Source organism: Nitrospirillum iridis (assembly GCF_014205765.1).
Lineage (GTDB): Bacteria > Pseudomonadota > Alphaproteobacteria > Azospirillales > Azospirillaceae > Nitrospirillum > Nitrospirillum iridis.
In genome coordinates, this window is record NZ_JACIIZ010000014.1 from 39,319 (window position 1) to 54,785 (window position 15,467).

At 68.2% G+C, this 15,467-nt stretch carries 13 protein-coding genes; 9 read left to right on the forward strand and 4 right to left on the reverse strand.

Annotated features, from left to right (window positions below):
- The first annotated feature begins 6 nt into the window (after positions 1-6).
- Positions 7-2,706, forward strand: coding sequence for a methionine synthase (gene metH, locus FHS74_RS22020; RefSeq protein ID WP_425491364.1), 2,700 nt, complete (start codon positions 7-9; stop codon positions 2,704-2,706).
- A 16-nt stretch (positions 2,707-2,722) separates the two neighbouring features.
- Here the strand turns inward: metH and FHS74_RS22025 are convergent, their stop codons facing one another.
- The 4 genes from FHS74_RS22025 to FHS74_RS22040 form a co-directional block, all read right to left on the reverse strand.
- Positions 2,723-3,304 carry a beta/gamma crystallin-related protein gene (locus FHS74_RS22025; protein WP_184805317.1) on the reverse strand — a complete coding sequence of 194 codons (582 nt, stop codon included), beginning with the start codon at positions 3,302-3,304 and terminating at the stop codon, positions 2,723-2,725.
- Positions 3,305-3,367: 63 nt separating this feature from the next.
- Complete coding sequence (locus FHS74_RS22030) at positions 3,368-4,060, reverse strand: beta/gamma crystallin-related protein (protein WP_184805320.1); 693 nt, start codon at positions 4,058-4,060, stop codon at positions 3,368-3,370.
- A gap of 165 nt (positions 4,061-4,225) precedes the next feature.
- Positions 4,226-5,170 (reverse strand): methylenetetrahydrofolate reductase [NAD(P)H], encoded by a 945-nt coding sequence (gene metF, locus FHS74_RS22035; protein ID WP_425491365.1) that lies wholly within the window; start codon positions 5,168-5,170, stop codon positions 4,226-4,228.
- 5 nt (positions 5,171-5,175) lie between these two features.
- Complete coding sequence (locus tag FHS74_RS22040; protein ID WP_184805323.1) at positions 5,176-6,153, reverse strand: ArsR/SmtB family transcription factor; 978 nt, start codon at positions 6,151-6,153, stop codon at positions 5,176-5,178.
- Positions 6,154-6,412: 259 nt separating this feature from the next.
- On the opposite strand from FHS74_RS22040, the gene FHS74_RS22045 reads away from it, so the two are divergent.
- The 8 genes from FHS74_RS22045 (at position 6,413) to FHS74_RS22080 (ending at position 15,434) form a co-directional block, all read left to right on the forward strand.
- Complete coding sequence (locus FHS74_RS22045; RefSeq protein ID WP_246463295.1) at positions 6,413-7,255, forward strand: MlaA family lipoprotein; 843 nt, start codon at positions 6,413-6,415, stop codon at positions 7,253-7,255.
- A gap of 148 nt (positions 7,256-7,403) precedes the next feature.
- Positions 7,404-8,057 (forward strand): MlaC/ttg2D family ABC transporter substrate-binding protein, encoded by a 654-nt coding sequence (locus tag FHS74_RS22050; RefSeq protein ID WP_211106481.1) that lies wholly within the window; start codon positions 7,404-7,406, stop codon positions 8,055-8,057.
- 105 nt (positions 8,058-8,162) lie between these two features.
- Positions 8,163-8,945 (forward strand): hypothetical protein, encoded by a 783-nt coding sequence (locus FHS74_RS22055; protein WP_184805326.1) that lies wholly within the window; start codon positions 8,163-8,165, stop codon positions 8,943-8,945.
- Positions 8,946-9,039: 94 nt separating this feature from the next.
- Positions 9,040-9,555, forward strand: coding sequence for an RNA polymerase sigma factor (locus tag FHS74_RS22060; RefSeq protein ID WP_184805329.1), 516 nt, complete (start codon positions 9,040-9,042; stop codon positions 9,553-9,555).
- Positions 9,555-10,541, forward strand: coding sequence for a FecR family protein (locus FHS74_RS22065; RefSeq protein WP_184805332.1), 987 nt, complete (start codon positions 9,555-9,557; stop codon positions 10,539-10,541). Before FHS74_RS22060 ends, FHS74_RS22065 begins: the two co-directional genes overlap by 1 nt.
- 142 nt (positions 10,542-10,683) lie before the next feature.
- A complete protein-coding gene (locus FHS74_RS22070; protein WP_184805335.1) occupies positions 10,684-13,620 on the forward strand; it encodes a TonB-dependent receptor in 2,937 nt (978 codons plus the stop codon).
- Positions 13,620-14,882 carry a histidine-type phosphatase gene (locus FHS74_RS22075; protein ID WP_211106482.1) on the forward strand — a complete coding sequence of 421 codons (1,263 nt, stop codon included), beginning with the start codon at positions 13,620-13,622 and terminating at the stop codon, positions 14,880-14,882. The genes FHS74_RS22070 and FHS74_RS22075 overlap by 1 nt, the downstream gene beginning before the upstream one ends.
- Positions 14,883-14,939: 57 nt before the next feature.
- A complete protein-coding gene (locus tag FHS74_RS22080) occupies positions 14,940-15,434 on the forward strand; it encodes a hypothetical protein (protein ID WP_184805338.1) in 495 nt (164 codons plus the stop codon).
- Positions 15,435-15,467 lie beyond the last annotated feature (33 nt).

Here is a 15,467-nt window from a genome sequence, read left to right on the forward strand (position 1 = left end):
CCCTTCATCGTTTCGCTTCCGGAACCAGCCGCCATGACCGAGCCCCGCACCGCCGTCTTCATCAATGTGGGTGAGCGCACCAACGTCACCGGATCGGCCAAGTTCAAGAAGCTGATCCTGAACGGCGACTATGAGGCGGCCCTGGCCGTCGCCCGCCAGCAGGTGGACGGCGGCGCCCAGATCATCGACGTCAACATGGACGAGGCCATGCTGGACAGCGAGGCGGCCATGGTCCGCTTCCTGCGCCTGATCGCCTCGGAGCCGGACATCGCCCGCGTGCCGGTGATGATCGACAGCTCCAAATGGAGCATCATCGAGGCCGGCCTGAAGAACGTCCAGGGCAAGGCCATCGTCAATTCCATCAGCCTGAAGGAGGGCGAGGCCGCCTTCATCGCGCAGGCGAAGAAGGTGCGCCGCTATGGCGCCGCCGTGGTGGTCATGGCCTTCGACGAGAAGGGCCAGGCCGACACCGAGGCCCGCAAGGTGGAGATCTGCCGCCGCAGCTACGACGTGCTGGTCAACAAGGTGGGCTTCCCGCCGGAAGACATCATTTTCGACCCCAACATCTTCGCGGTCGCGACGGGCATCGAGGAACACAACAACTACGCCGTCGACTTCATCAACGCGACGCGACGCATCCGTGCCGAGTTGCCGGGCGCCCATGTCTCCGGCGGCCTGTCCAACGTCTCGTTCAGCTTCCGCGGCAACGAGACCGTGCGCCAGGCCATGCATGCCGTGTTCCTGTACCACGCCATCGCCGCCGGCATGGACATGGGCATCGTCAACGCCGGCGACCTGCCGGTGTATGAGAACATCCCGGCGGAACTGCGCGAGCGGGTCGAGGATGTCATCCTGAACCGCCGCGAGGACGCCACCGACCGCCTGCTGGAAGTGGCGGAGAAGTACAAGGGCGGCAGCGCCCGCAAGGAGGCGGACCTCGGCTGGCGCGAGGCGCCGGTGAACCAGCGCCTGACCCACGCCCTGGTGCATGGCCTGACCGACTGGATCGACCAGGATGTGGAGGAGGCCCGCGCCGCCGCCGACCGCCCGCTGTCGGTCATCGAAGGCCCGCTGATGGACGGCATGAACGTGGTGGGCGACCTGTTCGGCGCCGGCAAGATGTTCCTGCCCCAGGTGGTGAAATCGGCCCGCGTCATGAAGAAGGCGGTGGCCTATCTGCTGCCCTACATCGAGGCGGAGAAGGACGGGGCGGCCGCCAAGAACAACGGCAAGGTGCTGATGGCCACCGTGAAGGGCGACGTGCACGACATCGGCAAGAACATCGTCGGCGTCGTCCTGCAGTGCAACAACTACGAGGTGGTGGATCTGGGCGTCATGGTGCCCTGCGCCAAGATCCTGGAGGTGGCTCGGGCGGAGAAGGCAGACATCATCGGCCTGTCCGGCCTGATCACCCCGTCGCTGGATGAGATGGTCTTCGTCGCCAAGGAGATGCAGCGGGAGGGCTTCCAAGTGCCGCTGCTGATCGGCGGCGCCACCACCAGCAAGGTGCATACGGCGGTGAAGATCGACCCGTCGTACGCCGGCCCCATCGTCCATGTCATCGACGCCAGCCGCGCCGTGGGCGTGGCCGGCAACCTGCTGAGCGAAAGCGGGCGCGCGGCCTACGCGGAGGGCGTCAAGGCCGAGTACGCCCGCATGCGCGAGGCCCACGCCCGGACCCAACTCAACCGCGCCCGCCTGCCCATCGCCGATGCCCGCGCCAACCGGGCCAAACTGGATTGGGCGACATACCAACCGCCGCGGCCGCTGACGCCCGGTCTGACGGTGTTCGAGGATTACGACCTGGCGGAGCTGGTGTCGCGCATCGACTGGCGCCCCTTCTTCCAGGCCTGGGAACTGGCCGGCACCTTCCCCGCCATCCTGGAGGACGCCGTGGTGGGTGAGGCGGCGCGCAACCTTTACGCCGACGCCCAGGCCATGCTGCAACGGATCATCGGCGAGAAGTGGCTGACCGCCCGCGCCGTCGTCGGCCTGTGGCCGGCCAACAGCGTCGGCGACGACATCGAGGTTTACACCGACAGCGGCCGCACGGCGGTGCTGGCCACGCTGCACACCCTGCGCCAGCAGATGGCGCGTGAGGCCAGCCGCGACCGGGCGCACCTGGCGCTGGCCGACTTCGTGGCGCCGAAGGAGACGGGCGTGGCCGACTGGATCGGCGGCTTCGCCGTCACCGCCGGCATCGGGCTGGAGGAGCGCGCCAAGGCCTTCGAGGCGGCCCACGACGACTACAGCGCCATCCTGCTGAAGGCCCTGGGCGACCGCCTGGCCGAGGCCCTGTCGGAACGCCTGCATGAACGCGTCCGCACGGAGATCTGGGGCTACGCCGCCGGCGAGGCCCTGAGCAATGATGAGCTGATCGGCGAAAAGTACCGCGGTATCCGCCCCGCCCCGGGCTATCCCGCCTGCCCGGATCACACGGAGAAGGCCATCCTGTGGCGGCTGCTGGACGCGGAGGCCAACGCCGGCGTCACGCTGACGGAAAGCTTCGCCATGACGCCCACCGCCGCCGTCAGCGGCTTCTACTTCGCCCACCCCGACGCCAAGTATTTCGGCCTGGGCAAGGTGGAGCGCGACCAGGTGGCGGACTACGCCGTGCGCAAGGGCATGGACCTGGCCACCATGGAGCGCTGGCTGGCCCCCAACCTGAACTACGACCCCAGCCCGGCGGAGGGGGCGGCGGCGTAAGCCAGACGTTCGGGCCTCAGCGTTCCGGCCAGATGTCGATCTGGCGGTAGGCGCAGTGATAGCCCCAGGGTTTGCCGCCCCAGGTGAGGGTTCCTTCGACCTCATCGCCGGCCAAGTCACCCTCACCGGCAGAACCAAAGCGCTCGACGAAAGCGGCGCGGATATCCGGCCGGCAGTCGATCGCGCTGGTCATCGACCACATCGACCGTGGCTTGTCGTCGTTCCAGACGATGGGGATGCCGACGGAGGACGTCTGGCGCGGCGCCTGGGGGCGGTCGATCTGGCGCAGGGAGGAAATCGCCTGGTCCAGGCCAATGCGGGAGAGGTCGTCGACATCCTCCCACGCGCTGAGGGTCACGCAATCGCGATAGCCCGCATGGCGGCACACCTCCCACCTGCCGGACATGACGACCAGCGACCGCGCCCGGTCATTCCAGGTCGTGAACCCCAAATTCTCGGTGTCCTCCGTGATATCGAAGGCACCGCCCTTACGGTCACGGTCGGAGTAGAGCACCACATGCCCGTCACCGGCCAGGGCGGGCGCTGGAACCGGCATGGCCAGGAGAACGCAAACCAGGACCGGCCACCGCTTCCCCATGCGCGCCTCCACCCGTGCTGCGACAGGGACCGGGCGGCTCCGTCGCCACCCGGTCAACCTTGGTTACTGCCAGATGTTGATCTGCTCATTGGTGCAGCGGTAGTGCCACCGCTCGCCATTCCAGTGGATGCGGCCTTCCCATTCATCGCCCCGGAAGTCGAAGTCGCTTGGCCGGCCAAAGCGCTGAACGAAGGCATCGAAGATCCGGTGGCGGCATTCCCCCATGGGCGGCGGCCCGTCGCGGCGGTCGTCGTTCCAATCGATGCCGCCCTGCGGCGCCGGCTGATAGCCCGGCGGCGGACCCGAGGGGCCGTTATTCCAGGTGATATCCCCGCCCCCGCCATAGCTGGGCGGCGGCGCGTAGACCGGCGGAGGGGCGTAAACCGGCGGCGGCGGGGGTGGTGGCTCCGGCTGGTAATAGCGGCCGTCGATCTGGCGGGCGGAGGAAATGCTGGCGAACAGCCCGATCTCACCCAGATCGCCGATACGGGTGCCGCGCCCCACGCGCTTGCAGTCCCGGAAGCCGGAATTCCTGCACACTTCCCATTCGCCGGAACGCACGATCATGGACTTGGCGCGGTCGTTCCAACGCCCCATGTCGGCCAAATTCTCCACCCCATCCCGGATGGTCAGGGCATCCCCCCGGAAGTAGGCCTCGGAGAACAGGGTGATCTCACCCGCCAGCGCGCCGCCAGCGGTCAGCAGGGTGCCGGCCAGCACGGCGGCGCCCATCAATCGGTGCAATGATCCAGTCATGACGGTCCACCCTGTCATCCGGCCGGCGGCTCGGGGCCGCCCGCCATTCCCGTTGGTACATTCCCGCAAGGAAACACGTTCCCCGGCGGATTTAACCTAAACAGCGGAGAATGGCGAGCCCATGGCGGACGGGTGACCGCATTCGGATTTCGCGGGGATGCCCGCTCACACCGGCTGGGGCGCCCGCACCCCCAGCATATGGCAGATGGCGACCGTCAGGTCGGCGCGGTTGAGGGTGTAGAAGTGGAAGTCGCGCACCCCTTCCCGCTCCAGCCGCAGGCATTGCTGCACGGCGACGGTCGCCGCCACCAGCTGCCGGGTCTCGGGTTCCGCGTCCAGGCCGCCGAACAGGTCGTTCATCCAATCAGGCACGGCACAGTTGCACTTGGCGCCCAGATCCACCGCGCGGCCGAAATTGGTGATGGGCAGGATGCCGGGCACGATGGGGATGCCGATGCCGGCGGCCGCCACCTTGTCGCGGAAGCGCAGGAACGCGTCGGTGTCGAAGAAGAACTGGCTGATGGCCCGGGTGGCGCCGGCATCCACCTTGCGCCGCAAATTGTCGATGTCGGCCGCCGGGCTGGCCGCCTCCGGATGGGTTTCCGGGAAGCAGGCCACCGAAATCTCGAAGTCCGCCACCCGCTTCAGCCCCGCCACCAGGTCGGTCGCGTAGGCATAGCCGCCCGGATGGGGAACATAACCGCTGCCGCCCAGGCCGCCGCTGCCGTCCGCCGCCTGGGGCGGATCACCGCGCAGCGCCACGATGTGGCGGATGCCGGCCTCCCAATAGGCCCGGGCGATGGTGTCGATCTCCTCCCGCGTGGCGGCCACGCAGGTCAGGTGGGCGGCGGCGGGAATGCCGGTCTGCTGCTGGATGGCGGTGACGGTGGCATGCGTGCGTTCGCGCGTGGTGCCACCGGCGCCATAGGTGACCGAGACGAAGGAGGGCGACAGGGGGGCCAGGCGGCGGATGGCCTGCCACAGCGTCTGTTCCATCTTCTCCGTCTTGGGCGGGAAGAATTCGAAGCTGATGCGCAGCCCCCGCGGCACGGTCACCAGCGGCTCCCCACCGCCCAGGCCCTTTTCCAACCCTTCGGTCATCTCGGTCATCGTCGTCATGCTCGTTTCTGAAAATCGCTGGTCTGCAGGGCGTCGGTATCGGCGCCGGATGGCCGGCGGCCCGTCCACAGGGTCACGGTCAAGGGGTTGCCCGGCAGGTGTACGGGCGCCGCCATCTCCAGGCCGGCCAGCGCGAACCACTGCGCCATTTCGGTGTCGGTGAAGCCCAGCCGGCGGTGGGCATGGTCTATGCGCAGGTTTTCCAGGTCATGGCTGGCGAAATCGACGACCACCAGCCGGCCACCGGGGCGCAGCACGCGCGCGGCCTCCGCCACCACCTCTTGCGGGACCTCGGCGTAATGCAGCACCTGGTGGACCAGCACCATGTCCTGGCTGCTGGTGGGCAGCGGCACCTGGTACATGTCGGCCAGGCGCACCTGGCACTGACGCAGACCCGCCTTTTCCAGGTTCACCCGCGCCACCGCCAGCATCTCGCGCGAGGCGTCGATGCCCAGCGCCCGATTCACATGGGGACCGAACAGCTCCAGCATGCGGCCGGTGCCCGTGCCGATGTCCAGCAGGTCACCGATGCCGCCGGAGGGCACCAGGCCCAGCAGCGCCTCCTCCACCTCGCGTTCCGGCACGTGCAGACTGCGCACCTCGTGCCAGCGCGCGGCGTTGTCGCGGAAATACTGGGCCGCCGTCTCCTGCCGCGCGCGCTTGATCTGGTCCAGCCTCTCCAGGTCCAGCGCCAGGCCGGGATCGTCGGCTGGGATGGCATCCACCAGGGTCCGGGCCAATTCGGCGACGCCGCCGCGCTCGGCCAAACGGTAGTACGCCCAGATGCCCTCCCGGAAGCGATCCAGCAGCCCGGCGTCACATAGAAGCTTGAGATGGCGGGACACGCGCGGCTGGCTTTGCCCCAGGATCTGGGTCAACTCACTGACCGTCAGCTCGCCATGGGCACAGAGGGCCAGCAAGCGCAGGCGCGTCGGTTCAGCCGCCGCCTTCAGTGCCCCCAGCAGAAATTCCATGGTCCCAAAATCCCTACGCCATCACGATCAGATCGTTTGTACATATAAAGATGTCTTTATGCGAGCGAATAATGGCCTAAGACGCTGCGCCGAGCCGGCGGCCCGGGAAACGGGTCACCCACTCGTCCGATGGCCGCACCCTATATCGAAGGTCAGATAGAAAATGGCACCCTGCTGGCCCACCTCTTAGTGGTGCCTGGATTTGGCCACAAAGTATGTCAATCATCCTCCAGTAACCAATCTAACCGTGGGTTGACGCATGCGCCTCATGACGCTGACCTTGCCGGGCGGTCCCTTGGTTTCTTTCCCGCCCACGCGTCTGGGCGGGCGGCTGGCCTCCACTATACTTGTCGTGGCCGCGTTGCTGGGCACTTCGGCCTGCGCCACACGGCCAGACGGCACGCCCATGCGGCCCGCCCTGGCGGGAACGGAGCCCAACGACCCGTTGGAAGGAATGAACCGCGGCGTCTTCTGGTTCAACGACAAGGTCGACCAGAACGTCCTGCGCCCCGTCGCCCAAGCCTATCGCTGGGCCCTGCCGCCCGCCCTGCGCGACGCCGTGTCCAACGTGCTGAACAACGTGCGCTCCCCCCTGACCCTGACCAACAAGCTGTTGCAGGGTGACTGGAACGGCGCGGGCGTGGCGGTGGAACGCTTCGTCATCAATTCCACGGTGGGCATCGGCGGCCTGGTGGACGTGGCCGCCGCCAACGGCCTGCCTTATGAGTATGAGAGCCTGGACCAGACCTTCGCCGTCTGGGGCATCGACGAGGGGCCCTATCTCGTCCTGCCCTTGCTGGGCTCATCCTCGGTGCGCGACGCCATCGGTTTCGGCATCGAGTCCTGGGGCGATCCCGTCACGCGGGTCTCCGCCAACACCGACAACGACTGGGCCACCTATACCCGTGTGGGCCTGACCGTGCTGGATGCCCGGTCGACCTATTTCGAGGCGCTGGACGATATCCGCAAGAACAGCGTGGACTATTACGCCGCCATGCGCGCCCTCTACCGGCAGCAGCGTGATGGCTACGTCCTGAACGGCAAGGCAGATCCGCGCCAGTACCCCACTATTCCCGACTACTCCCAGAACCCTGACCCGTAATAGAAAGGCGTCGGGCGGCTTGGTGCCGCCGGGACCGGCCAGGCCACACGGGCCGGCTGAAACTGTACTGACCCGCCGTGACCCCCGTCACTGCACCCGCCCCTGTCCACAAAGGACAGTCCTGACACACGACGAGATCAACAAGGTCATGACCAACATGCTGACCCGCCGCACCCTTTTGCTCGGCACCGCCACCCTGGGCCTTGCCCTGTCTCTGGGGCTGCCCTTCGCATCACCCGCCCTGGCCGCCGCCGACGCGGGCGCCGCGGTGAAGTTCGTTCAGGGACTGGGCGACAAGGCCATCGGCGTCCTGTCCAAGAACGGCGCATCCAAAGCGGAAGTCCAGTCCACCTTCACCCAGCTGCTGGAACAGAATTTCGACCTGCAGACCATCGGCCGCTTCGTCCTGGGCCGCTACTGGAACGTCGCCAACGACGCCCAGCGCCAGGAATACATGAAGCTGTTCCAGACCATGATCGTTTCGGTCTATTCGGAGCGCTTCAGCCAGTACGCCGGTGAGACCTTCAAGGTCGGCAACGCCCAGCCGGACGGCGAGAAGGACGCCATCGTCAACAGCCAGGTGGTGCGGGCCAACGGCCCCGCCGTCAACGTCGACTGGCGCATCCGCTCCAAGGACGGCGGTTTCCGCATCATCGACGTGGTGGTGGAAAACGTCAGCATGAGCCTGACCCAGCGGTCGGAATTCGCCTCGGTGATTGAAAGCCATGGCGGCGACTTCAACGCCCTGCTGGAAGCCCTGCGCGACCGTATCCAGAAGGCCAATGCCGGCGTGGCCCAGTAACAAGCCCGGCAAACGACGAGAGAATTGGCAGTTGGAATGCCGCTCCGGGGGTAACGCCCCCGGGGCGGCATTTCTTTTGGGCGCCGGGAATCCTAAGCTGGCGCCATGCTTTGGGAATGGATCACCAGCGCCCTCACCGCCTGCCCGCCCGCCGCCCGGCGGCTGGGCCATCACCGGGAGCCGGCGGCCATCCGGGCGCGAGCCCGGCGTCAGCGCGCCGCCTGGGCGCCGCACCTGGCCAATAGCCGGCGCCTGGTGATGGATATGGCGGAACGGTTCGGCCGGGGCGGCACCCTGCTGGTGCTGGGCTCCGGCCCCCTGCTGGACCTGCCGCTGCGCGCCCTGCTGCCGCGCTTCGGCCGTATCGTCCTGGCCGACATCGCCCATGACCCCGGCGTGCGCTGGCAGGCCTGGCGCCACCCCAAGCTGGCCCTGGACCTGGTTGACCTGACCGGCCTGACGGCGGACATCGTCGCCGGCCGCCCCCTCATCCCCCACTGCGACGCCTATGTGGGCCACGCCGCGCCGGACTTGGTGCTATCCCTGAACGTGCTGTCGCAATTGCCGCTGACGGCCCGCGACCGGGCGGCGACACAGGCGGGAAGCGAGGTGGCGGACGCCTTGGCCGCCAGCGTCGTCCGGGCGCATCTGGACCACCTGGCCCGCCTGGCCGCCCCCTGCCTGATGCTGGTGGATGTGGAGCGCCGCTGGATACGGAGCGATGGCGGCTTGCCCAAGCGGGAGGATCCCTTGTTCGGCCAAACGCTGCCGGGACAACGGCTGGCCACGTGGCCCTGGACGGTGGCGCCGCCTGGCGAAATCAGGCGCGACATCGCCTTTGAAACCACCGTAGCCGCCCACCTGATGCTGCCGCCGGAGCAGGGCTGAGGCGGGCCGGTCATGAGAATGTCATACGCCCGGGGTCGCAACCGGCAGTCGTTGATGATAGACGCCGCGCCATCGAAGGCCAGGGGCGCACGCCATGACCGAGGATTCACTGCCTGAACGCACCAGCCTCTACCGGTTCATCATGCGCCGGGTCGGCGACCCCTGGGTCAGCGAGGACCTGGTGCAGGAAACCTTCATCCGGCTGTTCACCTATCGCCTGAAATGCAGCGTGGGCGACAGTGCCGCCCTGTGCTTCCGCATCGCGCAGAACCTGGTGCGCGATCATTTCCGCGCCAGCCACCGGGCCGCGACCGAGGAACTGGGCGACGATCTGGCATGCGACGCGCCCCGGGCGGAGGAAGTGATCATGCACCGTCAGCGCGTCGTCGCCTTCCAGCGGGCCTTGAAGGCCATGCCCCCCTTGCGCCGCGACGTCTTCGTCCGCCGCCGCCTCAAAGGGGAAAGCCTGCGGGACATCGCGCGGGCCCTGGACATCAGCGAGGCGGCGGCCGAAAAACACGTGGTGCGCGCCTTGGAGTGGCTGCACCAGGAAATGTCCCGCAGTGAACGCGCCCGCCCCCACACCGCGCGGCAGGAGGAAGTGCCGTGATGGCCGACCGTAGCGATGTCTGGAGCCCCAACCCGATGGAAGAGGCGGCCCGCTGGGCGCTGCGTCGTGCCACCGCGCCCCTGACACCAGAGGAGGAAGCCGCCTTCCAGGCCTGGCTGGCGGCCGACCCCGGCCATGGCGACAGATATCAAGCGCTGAACGCAACGCTGGAGGACCCCGCCCTGACCGAGGCGCTGGCCGGCCTGGACTCCGCCGCGCGCTTGCCCACCCGGCCCATGCCCCGTGCAATTCCCCGTGCGCGGCGCCTGCTGGTCGGCGGCCTGACCCTGGCGGCCAGCGCCGCAATGGTGCTGGTCATCGCCTGGCCCAACATAGACCGCACCCTGGCCACGCCGCTGCGCTATGAAACCGCGGGCGGCCAAGGCCGCACCGTCACCTTGCCCGATGGCACGGCCCTGAACCTCAACGGCGACACGGCGGTGGAGGCGCGCCTGGGACACGGCCATCGCTGGCTGACCCTGAGCCGGGGGGAGGCCTATTTCGACGTTGCGCACGACACGGACCGGCCCTTCGAAATAGAGGCCGGCGGCCGCGCCGCCATCACCGTTTTGGGCACGGCCTTCGATGTCGACCTGACGCGCGACGTGGTGGAACTGTCGGTCTATCGCGGCCGGGTGCGCTTCACCGCCGCCGGTGCGGACCCAGGCCGCGAACTGACCGCTGGCCAGCGGGCCGGCGTGCACAACGGCCAGGTCCAGCCCCTGGCGGACTTCAACCCCGCGGCGGAGGACTGGCGCCAAGGCTGGCTGGAAACCGAGGGGATCACCTTGGGCCGATTGGCGGAGAGGTTGAGCCGCCGCTCCGCCCTGCCCATCGTCCTGACCGACAGCCGGCTGGCCACCCGCCAGGTCTCCGGCCGCTTCCGCCTCGACGATCCGGCACGGCTGTTGGCCACGCTGGGCCGGGTGCACGGCTTCACCGTGGACCACCAGGCCGACCGTCTTGTGCTGGTTCCGGCCGCCTGACGGCCCCACCCCCGAAGAGCGCGTCCCATGGCCGCGTCTCATAAGCTTCACAAAATTCACTGTCCGGTTCCCCGCCCCCGGGTCGTCTTCCGGCCCGAGGACGCGCCCACGGGGGGACGCGCTCACGGGATTGGGGACAAGAATGAAGAACCTGGACACGGCATTGCGGCATACCCTCAGGGGCCTGCGCGCCTCGGCCTCCGCCCTGGCGCTGGCGGCGGCGGCCCTGACGGTCACCGCCCCCACGGCACGCGCGGCGCAGAGCGTGACGCAATTCGCCATCGCCGCCGGCGACCTGCGCGCGGCGCTGAACGCCTACTCCCGCGCCACGGGCCTGCAGGTCCTGGCCGATCCGGCGCTACTGGACGGCAAGCGCACCGATGGCGTCACCGGTGGGTTCAGCGCCCAGGAGGCGTTGCTCCGCCTGCTGGCTGGCACGGGCCTGGACTACACCCAGGACGGTGACAGCATCGTTCTGAAGGTCGGGGTGACCAAGACCGCCGCGCCAACGCCCAGCAAGGCGCTGGCGGCCTCCCCCCTGGCGACCAGTGACACCAGCCCGCTGGAGGAGATCGTCGTCACCGGCTTCGCCGGCAGCGTCACCCGCGCGCTGGACACCAAGCGCATGGCCAACAATGTGCTGGACGCCATTTCCGCCGAGGATATAGGCAAATTCCCCAGCCAGAACGTGGCCGAGGCGATGCAGCACATCCCCGGCGTCAGCATCTCGCGCGACCGGGGTGAGGGTCTGTTCGTCCGCATCCGGGGCCTGGGCCCGGACTTCGAGGTCACGACCCTGAACGGTCGCAGCATGGCGGTGAACGAGAATGTGCGCGACAGTGGCCAGTCGGGGCGCAACTTCCGCTTCGACACCCTGCCGTCCGAATTGGTCTCGGGCATCGAGGTGGTGAAAAGCCCTCTGGCCAGCCAGGATGAGGGCGCCATCGGCGGACTGGTCAACATCCGCACCTTCCGCCCCCTGGAACTGGGCGATGTCACCTTCGCCGGCTCCGCCAGCGGCAGCTACGCCCAGCTGGCCGACGCGGCCGACCCCCACGTCTCCGCCCTGACCAGCTGGACCAATGACACCAAGACCTTCGGCGCGCTGCTTTCGGCCGTCTATGACGAGCGCACGGTGCGGCAGGACCGCGTGCTGAGCACCAACTGGACCCTGTATCCCAACGGCATCGACACCAATGGCGACGGCAAGGCCGACAGCGGCCCCGTCATCGACGCCAGCGGTGTCCGCCCCACGCTGGAGCTGCAGCACAGCCGCCGGGTGGGCATGAACGCGGCCGCCCAATGGGCGCCCAATGACAACCTGGAAATCGGCCTGGACGTCCTGTTCACCCGGCTGAACATGCACTACGACGAAAAGACCTACTCCGCCGACTGGACCATTTCCAAGGCCGTGCCCGGCAGCGTGGTCATCAAGGACGGAGCGGTCGTGGCCGCCACCGCCCCGGTCAGCGTACAGATCGGACGCGAGGAGTCCGACCTGCTGCACACCAATTACCAGGTGGGGCTGAACGGCAAGTATCGCATCGACGGTTGGACGCTGTCGGCCGATGGCGCCTACAACCGCGCCGACAGCGGCACGCCCACGCCCATCCGCCGGTCGCGCATCCTGGGATCCGCCGGACAGGTCAGCTTCAGCATGCCGTCCTCCGACGACGGGGTTCCCAGCCTGAACTATCTGACGGCCGACCTGAATTCGATCACCCTGCTGCCCGGTCGCCGGCTGGAATGGCGGACGGAGAACGCCAAGGATACGGAAGGCGCCGTGCAGGTGGACGCCGAGCATGACCTGGACTGGGGACCCCTTTCCAAGATCCGGATCGGCGCGAAGTATCGCGACCGGGGTCGCGATTATGACCGCCGCGACCTGATCATCACCCAGAACATCGCCGGGCAATATTTCCCGTCCAGCTATTATGACACCTTCCCGGTCAGCGGCTTCCTGTCCAGCGCGTCCGGCACCCTGCCCCGCACCTGGTTGGTGCCCGACACCAACGCGTTCTTCAGCCGCATGGATCAGAGCCTGCTGAACCAGGCGCTGACCGCCGCCGACCAGCGCAACTCCTACAAGGTGACGGAGACCATCGGTGCTGGCTATGTCATGGCCGACATCGCCACCACCCTGTTCGGCCTGCCGCTGCGGGGCGACGCCGGCGTGCGCGTCACCAACACCGATCAGGTGTCCAGCGGCAGCGCCGCCAGCGGCACCAAAGCCATCCCGGTGCGGTATGAGCGCGTCTACACCAACGCCCTGCCCTCGGCCAACCTGGTGCTGGAGGTGCGGCCCGACCTGCAACTGCGCGTGGCGGCGTCCAAGGTCATCACCCGGCCATCCCTGTCCAGCCTTGGGCCGCAGATCACCTTGAATTCATCCAACACCATCTTCACCGCCACCGGCGGCAACCCGCAGCTGCGCCCCTATGAGGCCTGGCAGTACGACGCCTCGGCCGAATGGTACTTCACCCGCAGCAGCGCGCTGATCGCGGACTTCTTCTACAAGGACATCGGCACCTTCACCTTCAACCAGGTGACGCCCCTGGTGGTGGACGGGCAGAGCTACCTGTTGACGGCGCCGGTCAACGGCGGCGGCGCCCACGTCATCGGCGGGGAGATCGCCTACCAGCAGCTGTTCACCTTCCTGCCCTCGCCCTTCGACGGCCTGGGCTTCCTGGCCAACATGACCATCACCAATTCGGCCGCGACCTACCACGACATCACCAGTGGCCGCTTCTTCGAGGCCGATCTGGCCGGCGTGGCCCGTCACAGCTACAACCTGACGGCCTTCTACGAGAAGGGCCCGATCGGCCTGCGCGCCGCCTACAGTTGGACCGGCAACATCCTGAACCAGGTGGGCACCAACGGCCTCTCCTCGGTCAACGACCGCGCCTTCGGCACCCTGGACCTGAACGCCACCTACGCGGTGGACGATCACCTGACCTTGACGGCGGAGGCCATGAACGTCACCGGCACGGCGCAAAGCCAATATGTGAACAACGGCCTGTTCGCCACCTACACGGACTTCGGCCGGACGTTCCGCGTCGGCATCCGGGCCAAGTACTGATGCGGAAGCGCATCCTGCGGGGGCTGGCGGCGGCGACGTTGCTGCTGGCCCTGGCGCCGCCGGTTCGCGCCGACGCGGCGCCGGCCGAGCGGCTGGAACGCGTGGTCATCCTGACGCGGCACGGCATCCGCGCGGCCATGTCCACGCCCGACCAGTTGGGCCAGTGGTCGGCGGAACCCTGGCCAGCCTTCGCCGTCCCGGCCGGCCACCTGACAGCCCACGGCTTCCAGGCCATCACCCTGTTCGGCCGCTATTACCGGGACCATTATCGCGCCCTGGGCCTGCTGCCAGCGGGCGACTGCGCCGCCGCCCAGGTGCACGCCAACCTGCCCCAGCGCACGGTGGAGACGGGCCGCGCGCTGGTCCAGGAGCTGTTGCCCGGCTGCCCAGCCCACGTTGACACGGTGACCACCAAGGCCGACCCGCTGTTCGACCCCGTACCGGCCGGCGCCACCCGCCTGGACCCCGACCTGGCCCTGGCCGCCGTACGCGGCCGCATCGGCGACGCGACGGCCTGGACGGCGGCGCATGCCGACACGGTGGAAGCCCTGCAGCGCCTGCTGCTGAACTGCGCTCCGGCGGACTGCCGGACCCAGGTCCAGCCGGGCGGCAGGCTGGCGGGTCGCCGGCTGCTGACCGACGTGCCCTCGGCGCTGGACCGGGGCCAGGATGATGAGGGGCTGAACCTGCAAAGCCCGCTGGCCACGGCGTCAGGCCTGACGGAAAGCCTGATCATGGCTTATGCCGATGGGGCGCCCCTGGCCAACCTGCTGGGTGGGCGGGTGAACGCGGACGCGCTGAATCGCGCCGGGGCCGCGCACACCGCTGATCTGGACGCGCGGCTGCGCACGCCCTACATCGCCCGCGTGGGCGCCGGGCCGTTGGCCCAGCATCTGGTGGACCTACTGGCCGGCGATGGCCCCGCCGTCACCGTGCTGGTGGGCCACGACGGCACCATCCTGCTGTTGGCCGGCCTGCTGCGCCTGGACTGGGTGCTGCCGGGTTACCAGCCCGACCAGGTGCCCCCGGGATCGGCGCTGGTGCTGGAACGCTGGCGCCGGGCGGACGGCCAAGTCGTCATCCGGACCCGTTTCACGGCGCAAAGCCTGGACCAGCTGCGCGCCCTGACCCCGCTGACGGAAGCCCAGCCCCCCCTGTCGGCGCCGGTCTTCATTCCCGGCTGCAGCCAGGCGGGACCGGCGATGGATTGCCCCGTGGATCGGTTCCGCCATGTCGTGGAGGGCGCTACGCGGGATGGTTGATAAAGGGTTTTGAAGATCCCACCTCAACAGGGATCGTTCACCGCCCAGAGGTCTCCGATGTCATCCATCGTCGTCTGCTATGGCCTATTGGGTTTGGCCTTGGTGATCGCCGTGACTTTCCCCAACCTGCCCGTCGGCCAGGCCATACGGCGACTGCTGGTGGAGATACCGGCCCAGGCCTTGCCCTGGATATCACCACAGCAGATGCTGGTGGTGCTCGCGATGGCCGCCATCTGCGGAATGGCCTGGTATATGGCCAAAGGCGAAGGAGTCGTTATGGTGGCCAGCGGCCTGCCGGAGGGCATCGCCTGGCTGGGCATGCTGGACCTGGCCAGCGTCCTGGATCTGACGATCCTGGGGGTGATGCTGGGCGCCACCCTGCGTTTGCGGATCGCCCGCGACGCCGTTATGGCCAAGGTTCGCAACGCTTGGCGCGCGCTGCCCCGCGCCTTGATCGGTCGAATGGCCTCATCCCGCCGGCCGCGACGGCACCGGACGCGCCTACCGCCCCGGCGTCCCTCCACTGACGCGGACGGATGGGCCTGCGCTTAAGTCGATGAAAATGAAAACGGGGAGCGGCATAAC